The organism is Nocardia sp. NPDC050413 (genome assembly GCF_040655475.1).
Taxonomy (GTDB): domain Bacteria; phylum Actinomycetota; class Actinomycetes; order Mycobacteriales; family Mycobacteriaceae; genus Nocardia; species Nocardia coubleae.
Genome location: NZ_JBFAJZ010000001.1, coordinates 33,395 through 52,747, shown reverse-complemented (window position 1 = coordinate 52,747; position 19,353 = coordinate 33,395). Strand labels below are relative to the sequence as shown.

The window sequence follows — 19,353 nt, the reverse complement described above, 5'->3', positions numbered from 1 at the left end:
CCCGACGTCCGCCGACAGCGTTCAGGCGCCCAGCAGGCGGACTTCGCTGTCCAGCAGGGCCGCCTGTTCGGTCAGTGCGGTCGGGTCCGGGTTCGCGCCGAGCCGCCGCTGAACCTCCGCCCGGCTGGCGACAACCATCCCGCTCTGCTGGTCCTCTGATCCTCGGGTGACCCGCACCCGTCCACCTTCGAGAACCAGGCAGGCTTGCGCGTCGTCGGCGCCGAGTAGTTCTCGCAACATGTCGACGGTGACCAAGTCCTCGGCCGCGCTCGCAGGTGACGGTGTGGTGCCATTTTGCTCGTCAGTTGCCATGGTGTGCGCTTGCCCAGACGGCAACCACCGAAACACCGGCATTCCATCGACGTGCGCACGGGGCGGGAGCGACTCGAATAGGTCTTGACCGAGGGGCACAATCGGAGGTGGAGAGAGCGTCGAGGTCTGCGGTCCCCGCCGCTCGCTCCACCAGGCAGGAGTGTAGCAATCCTGTTGCCCGACAACCACTTTCGTGTCTCAACTCACCCGTTGAACGGGACCGTATCCCTGCGTTTCCGGACGAGAACCCGTTTCAGCGCCGCGTCGGCCGTGCCGACACGCCTCGCAGCGCGGCGGATCGGCGCGGCGGACCTCTACCCTCTGATCGGTGGCGACCACCCCGCGCGTTGCTCCAGCACATCGGCATGTCCTCGCACCCGTGCCCCCGCATATGACGGCTGCCCAGTTCCGGGCGCACGGCCGGGCAGTGGTGGACTGGGTGGCCGACTACTGGGAGCGGGTGGAGTCGCTGCCGGTGCGGTCGAGCGTCGTTCCCGGTGAGGTCCGCGCGCAACTGCCTGCCGAGCCGCCCGAGACCGGCGAACCGTTCGAGGCATTGCTCGCCGACATGGATCGGATCGTCGTGCCCGGCTCGACACACTGGCAGCATCCCGGCTTCCTCGCCTACTACCCGAGCGGGGCGTCGGGCCCCTCGGCGCTGGCCGAACTGCTGATCTCCGGTCTGGGCATGCAGGGCATGCTCTGGCAGACCGCACCGGCGTGCACCGAGCTGGAACAGCTCGTTCTCGACTGGCTGGCCGGTTTGATCGGGCTACCCGAGCGTTTCACCTTCGCGGGCGGCGGTGGCGGTGTGGTGCAGGACGGCGCGAGCACCGCGATGCTGATCGCCCTGCTGGCCGCCTTGCAGCGGGCGTCGCGCGGACAGGTCGCCCGGGCGGGCGTCGAGCGTGGCCGCTACGTCGTCTACACCTCGGCCGAAGCGAATTGCGGCTTCGAAAAGGCCACGCGGATAACGGGTCTCGGTTCCAGCGCCATCCGCTTCGTCGATACCCGCGCGGACCTGTCGATGGACCCGACGGCGCTGCGTACGGCGATGGCACACGACGCCGCGGACGGCCGGATACCCGTCCTGGTGATGGCGACGATCGGCACCACTTCCACGGGCGCCGTCGACCCGGTCCCCCTCATCGGCCCGGTCTGTCGCGAATTCGGCGCCTGGTTGCATGTGGACGCGGCGTACGCGGGCGTGGCCGCGATGTGTTCGGAGCTGCGCTGGATCAACGAGGGCGTGGCGGACTTCGCCGATTCCTACGCGACCAATCCGCACAAATGGTTGCTCACCGCCTTGGAATTCGACGCCTGCTACCTCGCCGACCGCTCGGCGCTGACGGACGTGCTGTCGGTACTGCCGGAATACCTGCGCAACAGCGCGACCGAATCCGGCGCGGTGGTGGACTACCGGGATTGGCAACTGCCGGTGGGCCGCCGGTTCCGGGCACTGAAGTTGTGGGCGGTGATCCGCTGGTACGGCGCGTCCGGTTTGCGCGAGCACATTCGCTACAGCATGTCGGCGGCGCAGCAGTTCGCGGCATGGGTCGAGGCCGACGACCGGTTCGACGTGCTCGCGCCGCATCCGCTGTCGGTGATCTGTTTCCGCCTGCGCGCCGCCGACGACGTCAACCGGGCCCTGTTGGACGCTGTCAACGCGACGGGCCGGGTCCTGTTGTCGCACACCATGGTTCGCGGGCAGTTCGCGCTTCGCGTGGCGATCGGTGGCTGCGCGACCCGCCTCGAACACGTGGCAACAGCATGGCAGCTGTTGAGCGAGTGGGCCGATATCGTCGCCGGGCCGAACTGATGCCGGACGAGCGTCGCCGGAGGGGTTCCGGCGACGCTCGCGGTGTCAGTGCACGGTGAACGTGCCGGTCAGCGCCGCTTCGGTGACCCCGGGACAGGTTTGTTCGGTGGTCACGGTGTTGTCGTCGGTGGCGGAGTGCCCGGCGAGCGTGCCGGAGTCGATGGTGATCGGGAAGGTAGCCGGGCCACCACCTCTGGACTTGGCCTGGTTGCCCGCGGCTTTGCTGCTGGTGGTGCTCGTGCTGCCGTCGGACCAGGTGATGGTGCCCGTGCCCTCGTGGACGGTCACCTTCCCCTCGCAGGAGGCCACCTCGGTGCCCTGCTCCACCATGCTCACGGGGTACGGCCCGCCCTCGTCGACGGCCGACCCCGCGCAGTCGGTGAACTCGGTGGTGGCCGACCATTCGACGCGGGTCGGCTTCTCCCCCAGCCCGTCGCCCGCCCAGGTGACGGTGCCGTTCTGGGTGCAGGTGATGATCGGCTCCGCCTGGTTCGCACCGGGTGGCGCGGCGATGCCCGGTGCGGCGAACGGGACGAGCCCGATCGACGCGGTGGCGAGAACAACGGCTCCGGTCAGACGATATCGGGTGAACATTCGTCTCCTCTGTCGTTCCTGCTGGGCTGATGAACGCCCGAGACAGTACTTCGCCGCCGCTCGGCTCCCACCTCACCACCCTCCACGGGTCCACACCGAGTCGAACCCGCAACAACACCGTTGCCGACCGGAACCTGTCGGTGCCCGGCGCTATCCTGCGCGCATGAAGCCGTGGGAGTACGAATTCGCCGCCGAGGTCTGGCAGGCACCAGGCGCCACCTGGCATTTCGTCGCGGTCCCCGAGCCGGTCGCCGACGATATCGCCGACCGGCATCCCCGCACCGGACCCGGTTTCGGCGCCGTCCCGGTCACGGTCTCCGTCGGCGCGACCACCTGGTCGACATCGGTGTTCCCGGACAAGAAGCGCGGCACGTACATCCTGCCCATGAAGAAGCCGGTCCTGCAGGCCGAAGAGCTGGCCGAGGGCGATACCGCGCACGTGCGGCTGCGCACCGGCCGGTAAGCGAGCGCATCACGCCGGACGCGGGCTCGTCCCGCGCACGATGACACCAACCACCGTGCGCACATACGACTCACTGAACCCTGCACCGCGCAGCACGAGGTGCGTCCACAACGAACCCGCGAGCAGGTCGACGACGGGCGCCGGATCGAGTCCGGCCGGAATCTCCCCGCGTGCGGCGGCGCGGTCGAAGATCACCTGCTCGCGTTCGAGCCGATCGCTGAAGAAGCGATGCCCCACCGCGGCGAGCTCGGGACGTGAGGCCGACGCGGACAGAACCGCTGTGACGATCGGCGAGGTGTCCTCGGCGGTCAGCAGTCGGCCGATCTCGAGCCCGAGCGCGGTGAGGTCGCCTTCGAAGCTGCCGGTGTCGGGAATCGAAATGCGCAGGGGCGCGGCAACAGTCAGCGCCGCGGCGAGCAGCGCGTCTTTCGACGGCCACCAGCGGTAGAGCGTTGTCTTGTTGACACCGGACTGCCGGGCGACCGCCTCCATCGTCAGGTCGTCGTAGCCGTCCCGGGCCAGCAACTCCAGAGCACAGAGGTAGATGGTTTCAGCCTTTCGCGGGCCCGAGGTCGTCACCCACCCCACAATACAACGCAACGTTGCGTTGCACCGTCAGCAGAGGTACGTTTGCAACGCAACGTTGCGTTGCATTACCTGAGGAGGGGTAGCTATGCCGGATCGTCTACCGGTGGTTTTCGTCCATGGAATTCGGATGAGCGGGGCAGCCTGGACGTTGGTCGCCGACCGCGTCGGCCGGGTGCGCCCTGTCACCACCGTCGACCTGCCCGGCCACGGCCGCCGACGCGGCGAACGGTTCACCGTCGCCGGATCTGCCGAAACCGTCTGCGAGGCAATAGATTCCCTCGGCGGCCGCGCCTTGGTCGTCGGACATTCACTGGGTGGGTACGTCGGTATCGCCACCGCGGAAATGGCTCCGGCGAAGGTGGCGGGCCTCATGGTCGCGGGTTCGACGTGCGTGCCCACGCGAACTCTGATGACACCGTTTACTGTGATGCATCGAGTGCTTTCGCGGCAGCCCGACGGTGGCCACCGGGCGAGTTCACGCGTGTTCGACCGGGTCCTTCCGCCGGCCGTCGCTCGCGCCGTCGAGGACGCGGGTATCGCGACCGAGGCCATCCCCGATGTCGTCGACGAACTGAGCGGATTCGACGTGCTCGCCGCCCTCGGCTCCTATGCGGGGCCGATATCCCTGGTCAACGGCCGCCACGATCACTTCCGCGTGCAGGAGCGCCGATTCCTGCGGCAGTGCCGCGACGGTCGCCTGATCGTCGTCGCCGACGCCGGACACTATCTGCCCCTGATCCATCCGGAACGGTTCACCGAACTCGTACTCGACGCCGCGACAGCGGCCGAGGCCGCCTCCTATCGGTAAGCCCGGCTTACCGCTGCGGCGAGAAGATCGTCGTTGTTCCGGGCTGTTCGCGGCGTCAAGCTGGTGCGATACAGCCCGAGGTTAGGAAAATTGGATGCTTCGACACGACGATTTCGATCGGACCGGCGGGGGCACGATGCTGCTCGCCGACCGGTGCGCGCCGGATCTGCGCCACGCGGCGTGCGAGGTGCGCGACGTGCTGAACCGGATCGGCGACAAGTGGTCGGTACTGGTGATCACCGAGCTGATCGGCGGGGCACGGCGCTTTCTGCAACTGCACCGGAGCGTGCCCGGCATCTCCCAGCGCATGCTCACGGTGACCCTGCGCCGACTCGAACGCGACGGCCTGGTGGCCCGCCGGATCTATCCGACGGTGCCGGTGCAGGTGGAGTACACCTTGACGCCGGTCGGACGCAGCTTGCTCACGGTCCTCGACGTGGTCGCCGAGTGGTCGGTGCGGCACCGCGCCGAGGTGATGTCGGCGCGGGCCCGCTGGGACATCACCGCCGGCGCCTGAGCGGCCGTGGACGAATAATCCACGGCCGCAACGGCTTCAGGCGAGAGCTTTGAGGACCGCGGCGGCCAGCGGGGCCGACGAGGCGGGGTTCTGACCGGTGAACAGGTTGCGGTCGGTGACAACGTGCGGCGCCCATGGCTCGCCCGAGGTGTAGTCGGCACCGAGCGCGACGAGGCGGTCCTCGAGCAACCACTTCGCCTTGTCCGCGAGGCCTGCCTGGGATTCCTCGGCATTGCTGAAGCCGGTGAGGCGGTACCCGGCGAACGGCGAGATGCCCGCGTCGCCGGTGGTGGCCAGCAGTGCGGCGGGTGCGTGGCAGACGACCGCCAGGGGCTTGCCCGAGGCGAGGGCGGCGTTGAGGAGTGCCCCCGAATCCTTGTTCACCGCAAGGTCTTCCATCGGGCCGTGGCCGCCCGGATAGTAGACGGCATCGAATTCGGCCAGGTCGACATCCTCCAGTCGCACCGGCTCGTGCAGTTCCTTCGCGCCGTCGATCACCTCCCTGACACGCTGCGCACCGGCGGCGCCGCCGTTGGCCTCCGCCTCGAGGCTGCCCGCGTCGACGGGTGGTACGACACCGCCCGGGGTGGCGACCACGATCTGGTGGCCCGCCCCCGTGAAGGCCTCGTAGGGTGCCACGAATTCCTCGGCCCAGTAGCCGGTGGGGTGCTCGGTGCCGTCGGCCAGGGTCCAGTGATCCGCGCCGGTCATCACGAACAGAAATTTAGCCATCGAAGCTCCTTCGGGCTGAGTGGGGAGACCGCCTGTCGAACGGTTCCGCCACCCGAAGGTAGGCCGGGCCGCATCCGATGACCAATAGGCTTGCCGATATCGGACATCGAAATATCGATGGGTCGCTCAGCGGGCCGGGAAGCGCAGGATCCGATCGTCGCCGTCGCGGAGGTCGCCCCGGCCGTCGGTGTTGGAGGTGGTGAGCCAGAGGGCGCCGTCGGGGGCGACAGCGACTGTGCGCAGGCGGCCGTAGGTGTCACGCAGGAAGTCGCGGGGCGCGGTCAGGTCTGCACCGGAAAGGGTTGCCGTCCAAAGTCTTTCGCCGCGCAGGGCGGCGACGTAGAGGGTGTCGCCCGCGATGGCGATACCCGATGGTGAGGCCTCGTCGGTCGACCAGGTGAGCAGCGGATCGGTGAAGCCCTGGTCGGCCCCGCCCCCGCCTTCGACGTCGGGCCACCCATAGTCGCGGCCGGGTTCGATGCGGTTGATCTCGTCGAGGCGGTTCTGCCCGAACTCCGCCGCGTACAGCGTGCCGGACCGGTCCCAGGCCAAGCCCTGCACATTGCGGTGACCCGTGCTCAGCACCGGTGAACCGGGCGTCGGGTTTCCCGGTGCGGGCGCACCCTCGGCTGTCAGCCGCAGAATCTTGCCGTTCGGACTGCCGGGGTCCTGCGACCGCGACGGCTGCCCGGCATCCCCGGTGCCCACATACAGCATTCCGTCGGGCCCGAAGGCGATGCGCCCGCCATTGTGGTTGCCCGCCTTGGCGATTCCGCTGAACACCACCTCCACCGGTCCGCCGGGCCGGAATCGGACGATGCGATTGTCGTCGGAGGCGGTGAAGTAGGCGTACACGTAGTCGTCGCGGACGGCGAGACCGAGCAGGCCGCCTTCCCCGCGCGCCACCACACCCGGTACCTCGAAGTACGGCTCTGGAGTGCGGCCCGGTACCACCCGCAGAATCCGCCCGGAGTCCCGTTCGGCCACCAGCGCGGTGCCGTCGGGGAGGAAAGCCAGTCCCCACGGCACTTCGATTCCTTGCGCGACCACCTCGGGCACCCCGAGATCGGGTACGCCCTCGGACCGGCTCGGCGCGGTCGAGGAGGCGATCGGCGAGGTCGGCGCGCTCCCCTGCTCGTTCGCACACGACGCCACGACGACGACCGCCGCAACGGCGACGACCAGCCGTCGTGTCACAGTCCTGACGCCCATCAGCCAGCGCTCCGTCCCGGTGGGCGCCCCTTCACCACCACCGGTATCGAGGATATCCGGTGGCCTCCCCGACGACGCCCGGTCAGTTGCCCCGTGATCCGACACAGTCCCGATCATGCTGTGCGCCTATGGCTCTCGGGCTCGACGCTGGTCTTCGGCGACCCGGCGACGCTCTTGTTCGCGGTAGCCGTAGGTGGCTTTGCGTACGGTCACGTCGTCTTCGAGGCCCGAGCCGACCGCGCCTGCCACCGTGCCGAGTACCGTCGCCATCAGGGCGATCGTCAGGTAGTCGGAGGGGCCACACGGGCGGCCGAGAGTGCTGGTCAGGTAGTCCGGCGGGATGACGACGGCCACCGCGACCAGGGTGATCGCGTACAGCGCGAGGAAGAACACGATCGTGCCGACAGCGACGGTGCTCACGGTTCCCGCGTTGCGCAACGCCAGATACCGATCGTCCCGGCCGTCGATCCGGCGCTCCCACAGCCCGTGCCCGGCAATGATCCACGCCGACAAGGCAACAAGCGCCGACACCGTGATTCCCGTCAACCGCAGCGGTCCCATCGCCGTGGCCAGCAACCAGATCGAGGAGTACAGCACCCCGAACGCCGTTCCGGCCATCGCACCGGCCAGCGCCGACGACAACCCAACCACCAGCTGCCACGGCCGGTTCGCGCGCACCATCCCCGCCAGCAGAAACAGCGAGCCGAACCGCACGGGCCGGACCAATCGCAATTCGCCGCCCTGCTCCACCACGCGCAGCCCACGCGCATTCGGTCGCGTAAGCGCGGCCGAGCGACGCGAGCGCAGGGCTTCGACGATTCGCACCGCGAGTTCACGCAACCGCTGCCGCAGCCGCATCCCACCGAGCGCTGGCAGCGAGATCAGGGCGACTTGATGCGCCGGGTCGATATCGGCGACCAGCACCGATCGTCCGTCGCGCAACGGCAGGTCGGTGACGCACAACGCCAGGTCCCAGGTGGTTTCCCGGACGTATTCGCGGGCTTTGTCGATCAGGTGGACGCTGTCGGGATACATCGCCTCGAACGGATCGTCGTTGACGAGCACCCGCCACTCGACCTGTTCGCCGACGACCCGGGCGAGTTCGTCCGGCAGGTCGTCGCGCAGCGAGCGGGCGAGCCGCGTAGCCAGGTCGGGATCGGCGAGTACACCGATCGTCACTTCCGTCATCCACCGACCACCTGTCCTCGCCGTGCACATCTCACTGCTCGCGCGTTCCCTGAACCGCCGCCGGGAAACGACCGGTGATCGCCGGGTCGCGCCCTGTTTCGGACCGCCCGTTCCGGTTAGACGCCACCAATGAAGAATGTTTTCGTCCCCGGTCTGACCGAGTTGCAGCGAGCCGAGATCAGCACAGTCGAGATTCCCGGCGGCCTGCGCCTGCACGGACTGCTCGACTACGATTCGCTGGTCAAGGCCGAGGAGTCCGATTTCGACGAGTTGCTCGACCGGGCCCGCACCGAACTGGATGCCTTCGACGGCACGGTGGACGCCGTCATCGCCCACTGGGATTTCCCCACGAGTGTGATCGTGCCCATCCTCGCCGCGGAACGCGGCCTGCCCGCACCAAGCCTCGAAAGCGTGCTGCGTTCGGAACACAAACTGTGGAGCCGGATACTGCAACGCGAGTCGGTACCCGAATGCGTTCCGGATTTCTGCGCGTTCGACCCCTTCGACCCGAACGCCCTCGACAGCATTGATCTCGATTTCCCGTTCTGGGTCAAGCCGGTGAAGGCCCACTCCTCCCAACTGGGTTTCGAGGTACACGATCCCGAGGAATTCGCGGCGGCGACAGAGACCATCCGCGCCGAGATCGGCCGCATCGCCGACCCGTTCGACCAGGCCCTCGCCCGGGTGACAGTGCCGGCGGACGTGCGCGTGGCCGGTGGCCGCACCTGCCTGGCCGAGCAGATCGTCACCGGAACCCAGGCAGCGCCCGAGGGGTCGATGGCCGCCGGTGAGTACCGGGTGCACGGCGTGTTCGACATGCGCAAGGACGCCACCGGGCACAGCTTCGCCCACCTGGACTACCCGGCGCGCACGGTGCCGGAGTCGGTGCGCGACACCATGATCGAGGTCAGCGAACGCTATCTGCGCCACGTCGGATACGACAACGGCTGCTTCAACTCCGAGTTCATGTGGGACGCCGACACCGGGAAGTTGTGGTTGATCGAGATCAACACGCGCATCTCGCAGTCGCACAGCGACCTGTTCGTCAAGGTCGACGGCACCTCCAACCACGCCGTCGCCATCGACGTCGCGCTCGGGCGCACCCCCGAAATGCCGCACCGCAAGGGGCGTTTCGCCGTCGCCGCGCAGTGCATGGTGCCGCGCTACGAGGACGGTGTCGTCACCCGCGTGCCCGACGAGTCACAGATCGAAGCCCTGCGCCGCAAGTTCCCCGACACGGTGGTGAACATCGATGTGGCCCCGGGTGAGCGGCTCTCGGAGCTGCCCAACCAGGACCCCTACCGCTACAAACTGGCCACCCTCTATCTCGGCGCCGCCGACCACGACGAGTTGGAGCAGCGCTACCAGGACTGTCTCGAGGCATTGCCGTTCGAATTCGAGGAGGTCGACTGAGTGCACACGGTCGAGTCGTTCCCGTACGAGGTGCGGGTCACCGAGAACGTTTTCATCCCCATGCGCGACGGCGCCCGGCTGGCGGCCCGCATCTGGCGACCGGTCACCGACGAACCGCTGCCCGCGGTGTTCGAGTACATCCCGTACCGCAAGCGGGACCTGACCCGCGGCCGTGACGCGCTGAACCACCCCTACCTCGCGGGCCACGGGTATGTGTCGGTGCGGGTGGATCTGCGCGGCAGCGGCGACTCCGACGGTGTGCTCTACGACGAGTACCTGCGCGCCGAGCATGACGATGCCTGCGACGTGATCGCGTGGCTGGCCGAACAGCCCTGGTGCGACGGCAACGTGGGCATGATGGGCATCTCGTGGGGCGGTTTCAACAGCCTGCAGGTCGCCGCGCACCGACCGCCCGCGCTCAAAGCCGTCGTCAGCGCCTCGGCGACGGAGGATCTCTACGTCGACAACATGCACTACATGGGCGGGTGCCTGCTGTCGGACAACCTGTCCGAGGCGACGGTGATGTTCGCCTTCAACAGCCTCCCGCCGGACCCGGCGATCGTCGGCGACCGGTGGCGCGAGATGTGGCACGAGCGTCTCGCGGGCAGCGGGCTGTGGATCGAGCAATGGCTGGAACACCAACGCCGCGACGACTATTGGAAGCGCGCCTCGGTCAACGAGGACTACAGCGCTGTGCAGTGTCCGGTGCTCGCCGTCGGCGGCTGGGCCGACGGGTACACCAATGCGATCTTCCGCCTGCTCGAGCACCTCGATGTGCCGCGCCTGGGGTTGATCGGCCCGTGGGGGCACAAGTATCCCCATCTCGGCGTACCCGGTCCGGCCATCGGGTTCCTGCAGGAGATGGTGCGGTGGTGGGATCACTGGCTCAAGGGCCGCGACACCGCCATCATGGACGAACCGATGCTGCGAGTGTGGTTGCAGGACAGTGTGTCCCCGCACCCGTCCTACGAAGACCGCCCCGGCCGCTGGGTGGGCGAACCGAGCTGGCCGTCACCGAACATCGAACCGCGCCGGTTCGTGCTCGGCCGCTACGCCCTCGGCGAGGAGCCGGCACCGACGCATCACCTGCGCCTGCAGTCGCCGCTGAGTGTCGGCATGTTCGCGGGCAAATGGGCCTCCTACGCCGCGACTCCGGACCTGCCGTCGGACCAGCGCGACGAGGACGGTGGCTCACTGGTGTTCGAGACCGAGCCCCTCGACCAGCCCTGCGAGATCCTCGGCCTGCCGACCCTGAACCTCGAGGTCTCGGCGGACCGCCCGAACGCGATGCTGGCCGCCCGGCTCTCGGACGTGGCGCCCAACGGGGAGGCGACCCGGGTCACCTACGGCCTGCTCAACCTCACCCACCGCGACGGCAGCGCCGAACCACGTCCGCTCGAACCGGGGCGCACCTATCGGGTTCACCTACCGCTCAACGGAATCGCGCATTCCTTCCCGCCCGGGCACCGGATCCGGCTCTCGGTGTCGTCGTCGTACTGGCCGCTGGCCTGGCCGTCGCCGGAACCGGTGATGCTCACGATCAATACCGGAACGAGCACACTGACCCTGCCGCAACGCGCGCCCCGGCCCGAGGACGCGACCCTTCGCCCCTTCGGGGAACCGGAGGCCGCGCCACCCGCGCCCGCGACGCATGTCGAACCGGGACAGCACCATTGGAAGGTCGAGCGCGATCTGGCCAGTGGGGTATCGACCCTGGAGATCGAGAACGACCAGGGCACGATCGTGCTCGACGACATCGGGACCTCGGTGCGCCGCGCCACCACGGAATGGTTCAGCTTCCAGGACAACGACGTCACCTCCGTGCGCGGGCAGACCCGCACCGTGCGCCGCCTGGAACGCGACGACTGGCGAACCGAGGTGGTGACCGACACCGTCTTGCGTTGCACCGCCGACGAATTCGTCATCGACGCCCAGCTCGACGCCTACGAACTGGAGGACTCCCCCGCCGACCCGCGCTCGCTGCGCAACCGGGTGTACTCACAGAACTGGCACCGCCGGATACCCCGCGATCTGGTCTGAGCCCGTCAGTCCAGGCAGAACTCGTTGCCCTCGGGATCGGCCATCACGATGAACCCGGCGCTCATGGGCGGCTCCGGCTCGAAACGCCGCAGGCGGGTGGCTCCGAGGGCGACCAGGCGCTCGCACTCGGCTTCCAGGGCGGTCATGCGCTGCTCGCCCTGGAGGCCGGGCGCGGCCCGCACGTCGAGGTGGACGCGATTCTTGGCGACCTTGTCCTCGGGCACCCGCTGGAAGAACACGCGCGGCCCTTCCCCGTCGGGGTCCTCGATCGCCGAGCGCGAATTGTGTTCCTCGGCAGGCACTCCGATACGGGTGAGGAACTCGTCCCACGCGGCGAGCGGGTCGGCGCCGTCGGGAAGTTCTACACCGGGCGGGCCGGGGTGCACGTAACCGAGCACTTCGCGCCAGAAGAGCGACAGCGCTCGCGGGTCGTGCGCGTCGAAGGTGATCTGTACGTGGCGGCTCATGGGCATCCTTCCAGGGTGGCTTTCGCCGACTCCGTGACCACATCGGCGATTTCGTGTCGCGAGCGTAGAGCACGCATCTGACGAAAAGCGCCGTTGCCGCGCTCGGTCAGGGCGGCGACCGCCTCCGTCACGAACTCGAGGTCGCCCGCCTCGCGCAACGCGGGGCCGATCCGTTCGATGAGCTCGGCGAGCAGTTCACGATGCGGCAGCACCCGGCCCTCGATCGGGTCGAGCCCGTCACCGAAGAACCCGGAGTGCGCGGCGTTCCAATACGCCGCCCGCAGTACCTCGCTCGGCACCGCCGTGGCGGGTTCGTCGCGGGCGATCGCGTCCAATCCGGTGCTCACGATCCCCCGGATCAGCGCGGCGAGCAATGCCGATTCCTCCGCCGTTGCGGGCACGTCGCTCACCCGGACCTCGACCGTGGGAAAGGATTCCGACAGGCGGATGTCCCAATACACCATCTTGTTGTCGAGGATGCTCCCGCTGGCGAGCATCATCGCCACGATCGCCTCGTACTCGTCCAGGGAAGAGAAATACGGTGGCGGTCCCGCGCTCGGCCAGCGCCGCCACAGAATGCTGCGCCAGCTCGCGTACCCGGTCTCGCGGCCACGATAGATCGCCGAATTCGCGGTGAGCGAGAGCAGCACCGGCAACCACGGACGCACGTGATTGCTCACCTGCACCGCCGTCGCCCGGTCAGGCACCCCGACGTGCACATGACACCCGCACAGCCCCTGCTCGTGGGCGATCATGCCGAACGTGTGGGCGATGCGCTGATAGCGCGGCGTATCGGTGACCGGGTACCCCTCGGGAACCGTCGGCGGCACGGCGACCGCGAGCAAGGAGGCGTCGTGCTGTGCGGCGCATTCGGCGACCCGCCGGCGCGAGGTGCGCAGTTCGGTGAGCAGCTCACCGATGTCGGTGTGTACGCCGGTGCTGGTCTCCACCTGACAGCTGGTCAGCTCGAGCTGCAGATCTAAGCCTGCCTTCTCGGCGGTCGCGGCGACCTCGGTGTTCTTCGGTGCGGGCGCGCCGCTGACGGGGTCGGTGAGCAGGAACTCCTCTTCGACTCCGACAGTCGGTACCTGTGCGGGCCTACCCACGGCGATCCTCCTCCACCGGCGTGAACGAGCGTGCTGGGACGATACCCGCAGGTGAGTGAGCCAAACAACAGATACTTTGTGCACTAACTGTTCATGGGCTAACCTGGCTGCGTGACCGAGATCGACGACCCGCTGCGGCTGGATCGGCAGGTGTGTTTCGCCCTCGCCGTGGCCAACCGCTCGGTCCTTGCCGTCTACCGCCCGCTGCTCGAGCCGATGGGCCTGACCCATCCGCAGTACCTGGTGATGCTCGCGCTCTGGGGCCAGACGCCGATGTCGGTCAAAGCCGTCGCCGATGCCGTCCAGCTCGACTCGGCCACCCTGTCACCGCTGCTCAAACGGCTCGAGACCGCCGGGCTCATCACCCGCCGCCGCGACCCGAACAACGAGCGAACCCTGCTGATCGACCTCACCGCAGCGGGCCGCGCACTGCGTACCGAGGCCGAACGCATCCCGCCCGCGGTGGTGGAACGACTCGGCGTGAGCCTGGCCGAACTGGAAGAACTGCGCGATGTGCTGGGCCGGGTGAACACGGCCGCACGCCGCGCCGAGGAATCGAGGCAGAACCGATGACCACCCCGAACCTCTGGCAGCGTCTGCGCTACATCGGCGGTGCCACCTTGCCGCCGTCGATGTCGGACTGGGTGCTGGCCGACCTCACCGGCCCCGGCGCGACGCGACGCTATCTGCTGCGCATCCTGGTTCCGGTGCTGCCGCTGCTGTGCCTGTTCCTGTTGACGCCGGGGCCGCTGTGGATCGGGTTGTCGATGATGGCGCTGCTGTATCTGCCGCTGATCTACTTCACCGTCGCACTGGTGTACGTCTACCGCAGGCACCGGCTGGTCAGCCACGGGTTCGATCCCGAACTCGCCTTCGCAGCGCAACGTCGTCGCGCCGATGCCGACCGGGCCGCCTACGAGCAGCGCCATCGTCCCTGAATCACACTGCGGCACCGGCGTTGCGCCGCAGCCGGCTACTTCGGAACCAGCGCACCCGTGAGATCGGCCTCCTTGATGGGCGTGTCCGGGTTCGCCTGGGCACTGCACATCAGGTCGATCGCGCCGATCGACAGGTCGATGGTGTTCTGATCGATCTGCGCGTCCTCGCCCCGTTCCTGCTCGAGGAACTTGGTGACGGTGGTGCGCTTCTTTTCCGTGTCCTGCGCGGTGAATTCACTGCACGGGGTGTCCCCACCCTTGTTGACCGCCTTCTCCGCCTCGGCACATCCTGCCGCGAGCGTGCCGAGCGCGGCCACGGCGAGCGCCGTGGCGCAGGCCTTCCTCCGTAGCGTCATCGTTCGCCTTTCCTTCGCAAGGGCCCGGCAATCCGGGCCTCGTTGCCCGCTTTACCCGAATTCGGCCGGTCGAATACGACGACGGCTCGCCCGGGCGCGGCGTGCGTGACGGCCGGTGCGCCTGCGGGAGTGCGACAATCGGCGGAGAGTTCCGCCTGTACACAGTTCCATTCGGATGGCATGGCCGTGACCTGCGTTCACGGTCGGCCCGCGAGGCACACGTCTCGCCGCGGAGAGGATCGGACCGATGCATGAGGGTGGCGCGACAACCGACCGGCCGGACCTGCCGGACGGCGACTCCGCGAGTAATGGGCAGGTCGTCCGCATCGCGTCGGTAGCGGCGCTCGGCGGTTTGCTGTTCGGCTACGACAGCGCCGTGATCAACGGCGCCGTGGCCGCGATTCAAGACGAATTCGACGTCGCCGACGCCGCGCTCGGCTTCGCCGTCGCCTCGGCACTACTCGGCGCCGCGGCCGGTGCCATGACGGCGGGGCGCATCGCCGACCGCATCGGCCGCATCAAGGTCATGAAGATCGCCGCCCTGCTGTTCCTGATCAGCGCGATCGGCACGGCCTTCGCCCCCGACCTGTGGGTGCTGGTGCTCGGCCGGGTCATCGGCGGGCTCGGCGTCGGTGTGGCCTCGGTGATCGCGCCCGCCTACATCGCCGAGACCTCCCCCGCCAACATTCGCGGCCGGCTCGGCTCGCTGCAACAGCTCGCCATCGTGCTCGGCATCTTCTTGTCCCTGCTGGTCGACTACGTCCTGGCCCATCTGGCCGGCGGCGCGGGCGAGCAGCTGTGGTTCGGGCTCGAAGCCTGGCGGTGGATGTTCCTGTCGATGGCGGTTCCGGCCGTGGTCTACGGCCTGCTCGCCTCGACCATCCCCGAATCCCCGCGCTTCCTCGTGGCGACCCATCGGATTCCCGAAGCACGCAGCGTGCTGTCGACGCTGTTCGGCCAGCGCAACCTCGAGGTGACCATCGGCCGCATCGAGCACAGCCTCGAGGGTGAGACCAAACCGTCGTGGCGCGATCTGAAGAATCCCGCGGGCAAGATCTACCCGATCGTCTGGATCGGCCTGATGCTCTCGGTGTTCCAGCAGGCGGTCGGCATCAACGTGATCTTCTACTACTCGAACGTGCTGTGGGAAGCGGTGGGTTTCGAGGAGTCCAGTTCGTTCCAGATCAGTGTGTTCACCTCGGTGGTCAATATCGCCACAACCATCGTGGCGATCATGCTGGTCGACAAGGTCGGGCGCAGACCGCTGCTGCTCACCGGTTCCATCGGCATGACCATCACCCTGGCCACCATGGCGGTGTGCTTCGGGACCGCGCCGCAGGTGCCCAATGCCGAGGGAGTGCTCGAACCGCATTTGACCGGTGTACCCGGTGTCCTCGCGCTCGTCGCGGCCAATCTGTTCGTGGTGTTCTTCGGGATGAGCTGGGGTCCGGTGGTCTGGGTGCTACTGGGCGAGATGTTCCCCAATCGCATTCGCGGAGCGGCCCTCTCGCTCGCCGCCGCCGGTCAGTGGGCGGCCAACTGGGCGATCACGGTCAGCTTCCCCAGCCTGAAGACGTTCTCGCTCGGTTTCGCCTACGGCATGTACGCGGTGTTCGCGCTGCTGTCGCTGCTGTTCGTCGCCAGGTTCGTGCCCGAGACCAAGGGCAAATCGCTCGAGGACATGGACGAGGCCACCGGCTACCAGCATCCGACCGCGACCGCCTGATCCGCACCTTCGATCACCTCCCGGAGGGCCGCCATGAACCCGTGGACCGTTGTCGAGAACGAATGGAATCCGCACCGCGCCAACTATTTCGAGACCATCTTCACCGTCGGGAACGGCCGCCTCGGCACCAGGGGCTCACTCGAGGAGCGGCATACCGGCTCGCTGCCCGGCACATTTCTGGCCGGGGTGTACGACGCCTTCGACGCGCCGGTCGTCGACCTGGTGAACGCGCCGGACTGGCTGGTCACCGAGGTGTTCGCCGACGGAACCCGGCTCGACACCGAATCGGCGGCGGTGCTCAGCCATCACCGCGAGCTCGACCTACGCCGCGGAGTCCTCACCCGCGAGACCGTCTTCGCGCTGCCCGACGGTGCGCGATTCGTGCTGCGCACCGAACGTTTCGCGAGTATGGCCGATCGCGATCTGTGCTGCCTGCGGGTTCGGGTAACCGCACTGGATCGCGCGGCCACGGTGACGATCCGCACCGGAATCGACGGGCACCGGCGCAATCGCGAGCGACTGCCCACCTACCGTGAGGACACCGAGTTCGGGTACGACCGCAAGTGGGACAAGTGGGCGCTGTCCACCCACTTACGTTCCACCGGAACCGGATTCACCGATGGCGTGGGAATGCTCGAATGCCGGACGATCGACAGCGGTGTCGACCTGGCCTACGCGTTGCGCACCGACCTGCCGACGACACCGCAACGCCGCGTCGAGGTGCGCAGTCACGAGTCGATCGCGATCGAAGTGGACTTCGCCGTGACGGCGGGCGAGACGGTCGGCGTCGACAAATTCGTCGGCGTCGCCACCAGTCGTGATCCGGAAGCCGCTGCGGTACCGGGCGATCGAGTGCGAGCGACCGTCGCGCGGGTCACCGATTTCGACCAGGCGAGCACTGCGAACGCGGCGGCATGGGAACGGTTGTGGGCCGAATCGGACTGCGAGGTGGTCGGCGACGACCGCGTCACCCAGGCATTGCGCTTCGCCGTCTATCACCTGCTCATCGCCGCCAACCCCGACGACCCCACGGTGAGCATCGGCGCCAAATCCCTGTCCGGCGAAGGGTATCGCGGCCACGTCTTCTGGGACACCGAGATCATGCTGCTGCCGTTCTACCTGTTCACCCAGCCGCGGGCGGCTCGTGCCCTGCTCGGTTACCGCCACCACACCCTGCCCGGCGCCCGTGCGGTCGCCGCCGACAACGGCGCCACCGGTGCCCGCTTTCCATGGGAATCGGCCGACACGGGCCGCGAGGAATGCCCGCAGTACACCCACGACGGCTCGGGCCGCTTCTACACCAGGGAGGAGGAACTGCACGTCACCGCCGATGTCGCGTACGCCGTCATCCGCTATACCGAGGTCACCGGTGACGACATGTACCTGTTCACCGAGGGTGCGCCGATCCTGTTCGAGACCGCCCGCTACTGGGTACAGCGATGCGAACCCGAAGGCGACGCGCTGGTGCTGCGAACGGTGATGGGGCCGGATGAATTCCATTCCCACGTCGACAACAACGCCTTCACCAACCGGCTGGTGCGCTGGCATCTGGAACAGGCCGCGGCGGTCTATCGGCGGATGGCCGCCGAACAGCCGGAACTGCTTGCCGCCCATGCCGAACCGTTGGGGCTGTCGGCGGCCGAAGCCGAGCAATGGGTGGACGCGGCCCGGCGAATCCGCGTGCCGGTCGACCCCGACTGCGGGGTGATCGAGCAGTTCGACGGCTATTTCGATCGCACCGTTGTCCCCATCACCGAATGGGACGACAACGACATGCCGCGATACCCGGCGGGTTTCGACCATTTCAACTGCGAGGACACCTCACTGCTCAAACAGCCCGACGTGGTGATGCTGATGCATTTGCTGCCCGAGGAGTACTCGCTCGAGACACGCAGGCAGAACTACTTGTTCTACGAGGCGCGCACACTGCACAAGTCGTCGCTGAGTCCCTCCATCCATGCCATCGTCGGCTTGCGGGTGGGCGAGGCGGACACGGCCGAAAGGTACTTCGGCCGGGCGGCATTCGTCGATCTCTACGACAACCAGGGCAATACGGAAGAGGGCATGCACATCGCGTCGGCGGCGGGCACCTGGCAGGTCGCCACGCATGGGTTCGGCGGGTTCCAGGCCACGCGCGACGGATTGCGGTTCGCCCCCGCGCTGCCGTCGTCGTGGCAGCGATTGCGGTTCTCGGTGCACTGGCGCGGACGGGTGGTGCGCGCCGACCTCGGCCACCACGACGCCCGGTTCGAGCTGATCGGTGACGGCCCCGCCGAAACCATCAGCGTGTGGGGAGATCCCGCGCAGGTGCGTCCGGGGGAGGTCGTCGAGGTGCGTGCGCCCGAAAGCGTCGCCTCATGACCGAGCGGGTGGCCGTACAGCAGGCCGCCGCCGTACTGTTCGACCTGGACGGGGTACTCACCGATACCGCTGCCGTGCACCGCCGCGCGTGGACCACGCTGTTCACCGAGTTCCTGCCACCACAGGTCGCGCCGTTCACCGATGACGACTACTACAACCTCGTCGACGGCAAACCACGGATCGACGGTGTGCGAGCGGTGCTGTCCTCGCGCGGGTTGCGACTACCCGACGGCACCGTCGACGACGTTCCCGAGGCGGCCACCGTGCACGGCCTCGGTAACCGGAAGAACGGGCGATTCACCGAGATCGTGCACCGCGACGGGGTCGACGTGTTCGACGGCTCGCTGCGTCTGGTCAACGCTCTTGCGGCGCTTCGGATTCCGATGGGAGTGGTATCCAGTTCACGCAACGCGGTGCTGGTGCTCGACACCGCCGGACTGCTCGGCAGATTCGCGGTGATCGTCGACGGCGCCGTCGCCGAGCGTGACGGGCTCGCGGGCAAGCCAGATCCGGCGATGTTTCTCGCCGCCGCCGGGGCACTGGGTGTCGAACCCACCGAGACGATCGTCATCGAGGACGCGGTATCGGGCGTCGAGGCAGGTCGTCGCGGCGGTTTCCGGGTGATCGGGGTCGATCGCGGCACGGGCCCGGCCGCCCTGCGTGCGGCGGGCGCCGATGTGGTGATCGGTGATCTGGCCGACCTTCTCACCTAG

Annotated in this window: 20 protein-coding genes; 11 read left to right on the top strand and 9 right to left on the bottom strand. The window is 68.0% G+C overall.

Going from position 1 to position 19,353, the window contains the following annotated elements; genetic code table 11:
* Positions 1-21: 21 nt before the first annotated feature.
* Positions 22-312, bottom strand: coding sequence for a hypothetical protein (locus tag AB0I19_RS00300; RefSeq protein WP_357142882.1), 291 nt, complete (start codon positions 310-312; stop codon positions 22-24).
* A gap of 328 nt (positions 313-640) precedes the next feature.
* On the opposite strand from AB0I19_RS00300, the gene AB0I19_RS00295 reads away from it, so the two are divergent.
* The gene (locus tag AB0I19_RS00295; RefSeq protein WP_357142880.1) at positions 641-2,131 is read left to right on the top strand and encodes an aminotransferase class V-fold PLP-dependent enzyme; all 1,491 of its coding nucleotides are present in this window, start codon (positions 641-643) and stop codon (positions 2,129-2,131) included.
* 45 nt (positions 2,132-2,176) lie between these two features.
* On the opposite strand, the gene AB0I19_RS00290 is transcribed toward AB0I19_RS00295, so the two are convergent.
* Positions 2,177-2,725: a hypothetical protein gene (locus AB0I19_RS00290; protein WP_357142878.1), complete on the bottom strand. Its 549-nt coding sequence runs from the start codon at positions 2,723-2,725 to the stop codon at positions 2,177-2,179.
* Positions 2,726-2,888: 163 nt separating this feature from the next.
* On the opposite strand from AB0I19_RS00290, the gene AB0I19_RS00285 reads away from it, so the two are divergent.
* Positions 2,889-3,188, top strand: coding sequence for a DUF1905 domain-containing protein (locus AB0I19_RS00285; protein ID WP_357142877.1), 300 nt, complete (start codon positions 2,889-2,891; stop codon positions 3,186-3,188).
* 9 nt (positions 3,189-3,197) lie between these two features.
* On the opposite strand, the gene AB0I19_RS00280 is transcribed toward AB0I19_RS00285, so the two are convergent.
* Positions 3,198-3,767, bottom strand: coding sequence for a TetR/AcrR family transcriptional regulator (locus AB0I19_RS00280; RefSeq protein WP_357142875.1), 570 nt, complete (start codon positions 3,765-3,767; stop codon positions 3,198-3,200).
* Positions 3,768-3,861: 94 nt separating this feature from the next.
* On the opposite strand from AB0I19_RS00280, the gene AB0I19_RS00275 reads away from it, so the two are divergent.
* Both AB0I19_RS00275 and AB0I19_RS00270 read left to right on the top strand, forming a co-directional pair.
* Positions 3,862-4,584 carry an alpha/beta hydrolase gene (locus AB0I19_RS00275; protein WP_357142873.1) on the top strand — a complete coding sequence of 241 codons (723 nt, stop codon included), beginning with the start codon at positions 3,862-3,864 and terminating at the stop codon, positions 4,582-4,584.
* 94 nt (positions 4,585-4,678) lie between these two features.
* On the top strand, positions 4,679-5,101 hold the full coding sequence (locus AB0I19_RS00270) for a helix-turn-helix domain-containing protein (protein ID WP_357142871.1): 423 nt from the start codon (positions 4,679-4,681) through the stop codon (positions 5,099-5,101).
* A gap of 36 nt (positions 5,102-5,137) precedes the next feature.
* Here the strand turns inward: AB0I19_RS00270 and AB0I19_RS00265 are convergent, their stop codons facing one another.
* The 3 genes from AB0I19_RS00265 to AB0I19_RS00255 form a co-directional block, all read right to left on the bottom strand.
* Positions 5,138-5,833, bottom strand: a complete 696-nt coding sequence (locus AB0I19_RS00265) for a type 1 glutamine amidotransferase domain-containing protein (RefSeq protein WP_357142869.1) — start codon at positions 5,831-5,833, stop codon at positions 5,138-5,140.
* A 126-nt stretch (positions 5,834-5,959) separates the two neighbouring features.
* Positions 5,960-7,045 (bottom strand): PQQ-dependent sugar dehydrogenase, encoded by a 1,086-nt coding sequence (locus tag AB0I19_RS00260; RefSeq protein WP_357142867.1) that lies wholly within the window; start codon positions 7,043-7,045, stop codon positions 5,960-5,962.
* A 126-nt stretch (positions 7,046-7,171) separates the two neighbouring features.
* Positions 7,172-8,233, bottom strand: coding sequence for a hypothetical protein (locus AB0I19_RS00255; RefSeq protein ID WP_357142865.1), 1,062 nt, complete (start codon positions 8,231-8,233; stop codon positions 7,172-7,174).
* Positions 8,234-8,362: 129 nt separating this feature from the next.
* Here AB0I19_RS00255 and AB0I19_RS00250 point away from each other — a divergent pair, with 129 nt between their 5' ends.
* Entirely contained in the window at positions 8,363-9,646 is a 1,284-nt protein-coding gene (locus AB0I19_RS00250) for a hypothetical protein (RefSeq protein WP_357142863.1), read from the top strand.
* The gene (locus AB0I19_RS00245; protein WP_357142861.1) at positions 9,647-11,686 is read left to right on the top strand and encodes a CocE/NonD family hydrolase; all 2,040 of its coding nucleotides are present in this window, start codon (positions 9,647-9,649) and stop codon (positions 11,684-11,686) included.
* Between the two features lie 5 nt (positions 11,687-11,691).
* Here AB0I19_RS00245 and AB0I19_RS00240 read toward each other — a convergent pair whose 3' ends face one another.
* On the bottom strand, positions 11,692-12,153 hold the full coding sequence (locus tag AB0I19_RS00240) for a VOC family protein (RefSeq protein WP_357142859.1): 462 nt from the start codon (positions 12,151-12,153) through the stop codon (positions 11,692-11,694).
* Positions 12,150-13,259, bottom strand: coding sequence for a glutamate--cysteine ligase (locus tag AB0I19_RS00235; protein ID WP_357142857.1), 1,110 nt, complete (start codon positions 13,257-13,259; stop codon positions 12,150-12,152). Before AB0I19_RS00235 ends, AB0I19_RS00240 begins: the two co-directional genes overlap by 4 nt.
* 111 nt (positions 13,260-13,370) lie before the next feature.
* Between AB0I19_RS00235 and AB0I19_RS00230 the strand changes: the two genes are divergently transcribed.
* Positions 13,371-13,832: a MarR family transcriptional regulator gene (locus AB0I19_RS00230; RefSeq protein WP_357142855.1), complete on the top strand. Its 462-nt coding sequence runs from the start codon at positions 13,371-13,373 to the stop codon at positions 13,830-13,832.
* Positions 13,829-14,197 carry a DUF5313 family protein gene (locus tag AB0I19_RS00225; protein ID WP_067639812.1) on the top strand — a complete coding sequence of 123 codons (369 nt, stop codon included), beginning with the start codon at positions 13,829-13,831 and terminating at the stop codon, positions 14,195-14,197. The genes AB0I19_RS00230 and AB0I19_RS00225 overlap by 4 nt, the downstream gene beginning before the upstream one ends.
* A gap of 35 nt (positions 14,198-14,232) precedes the next feature.
* Here the strand turns inward: AB0I19_RS00225 and AB0I19_RS00220 are convergent, their stop codons facing one another.
* Positions 14,233-14,553, bottom strand: a complete 321-nt coding sequence (locus AB0I19_RS00220) for a hypothetical protein (protein ID WP_067494023.1) — start codon at positions 14,551-14,553, stop codon at positions 14,233-14,235.
* Between the two features lie 247 nt (positions 14,554-14,800).
* Between AB0I19_RS00220 and AB0I19_RS00215 the strand changes: the two genes are divergently transcribed.
* The 3 genes from AB0I19_RS00215 to AB0I19_RS00205 are packed head-to-tail and all read left to right on the top strand — an operon-like array spanning position 14,801 to position 19,353.
* Positions 14,801-16,279 carry a sugar porter family MFS transporter gene (locus tag AB0I19_RS00215; protein WP_067494021.1) on the top strand — a complete coding sequence of 493 codons (1,479 nt, stop codon included), beginning with the start codon at positions 14,801-14,803 and terminating at the stop codon, positions 16,277-16,279.
* A 33-nt stretch (positions 16,280-16,312) separates the two neighbouring features.
* Positions 16,313-18,640 (top strand): glycosyl hydrolase family 65 protein, encoded by a 2,328-nt coding sequence (locus AB0I19_RS00210; RefSeq protein ID WP_357142852.1) that lies wholly within the window; start codon positions 16,313-16,315, stop codon positions 18,638-18,640.
* On the top strand, positions 18,637-19,353 hold the full coding sequence (locus AB0I19_RS00205; RefSeq protein WP_357142850.1) for a beta-phosphoglucomutase family hydrolase: 717 nt from the start codon (positions 18,637-18,639) through the stop codon (positions 19,351-19,353). Before AB0I19_RS00210 ends, AB0I19_RS00205 begins: the two co-directional genes overlap by 4 nt.

Coding starts and splice junctions, on each gene's coding strand:
- AB0I19_RS00255 (WP_357142865.1), bottom strand. CDS start 8,233: ATGACGGAAGTGACGATCGGTGTACTCGCCGATCCCGACCTGGCTACG.
- AB0I19_RS00215 (WP_067494021.1), top strand. CDS start 14,801: ATGCATGAGGGTGGCGCGACAACCGACCGGCCGGACCTGCCGGACGGC.
- AB0I19_RS00285 (WP_357142877.1), top strand. CDS start 2,889: ATGAAGCCGTGGGAGTACGAATTCGCCGCCGAGGTCTGGCAGGCACCA.
- AB0I19_RS00250 (WP_357142863.1), top strand. CDS start 8,363: ATGAAGAATGTTTTCGTCCCCGGTCTGACCGAGTTGCAGCGAGCCGAG.
- AB0I19_RS00210 (WP_357142852.1), top strand. CDS start 16,313: ATGAACCCGTGGACCGTTGTCGAGAACGAATGGAATCCGCACCGCGCC.
- AB0I19_RS00275 (WP_357142873.1), top strand. CDS start 3,862: ATGCCGGATCGTCTACCGGTGGTTTTCGTCCATGGAATTCGGATGAGC.
- AB0I19_RS00205 (WP_357142850.1), top strand. CDS start 18,637: ATGACCGAGCGGGTGGCCGTACAGCAGGCCGCCGCCGTACTGTTCGAC.
- AB0I19_RS00225 (WP_067639812.1), top strand. CDS start 13,829: ATGACCACCCCGAACCTCTGGCAGCGTCTGCGCTACATCGGCGGTGCC.
- AB0I19_RS00290 (WP_357142878.1), bottom strand. CDS start 2,725: ATGTTCACCCGATATCGTCTGACCGGAGCCGTTGTTCTCGCCACCGCG.
- AB0I19_RS00270 (WP_357142871.1), top strand. CDS start 4,679: ATGCTTCGACACGACGATTTCGATCGGACCGGCGGGGGCACGATGCTG.
- AB0I19_RS00265 (WP_357142869.1), bottom strand. CDS start 5,833: ATGGCTAAATTTCTGTTCGTGATGACCGGCGCGGATCACTGGACCCTG.
- AB0I19_RS00240 (WP_357142859.1), bottom strand. CDS start 12,153: ATGAGCCGCCACGTACAGATCACCTTCGACGCGCACGACCCGCGAGCG.
- AB0I19_RS00260 (WP_357142867.1), bottom strand. CDS start 7,045: ATGGGCGTCAGGACTGTGACACGACGGCTGGTCGTCGCCGTTGCGGCG.
- AB0I19_RS00300 (WP_357142882.1), bottom strand. CDS start 312: ATGGCAACTGACGAGCAAAATGGCACCACACCGTCACCTGCGAGCGCG.
- AB0I19_RS00220 (WP_067494023.1), bottom strand. CDS start 14,553: ATGACGCTACGGAGGAAGGCCTGCGCCACGGCGCTCGCCGTGGCCGCG.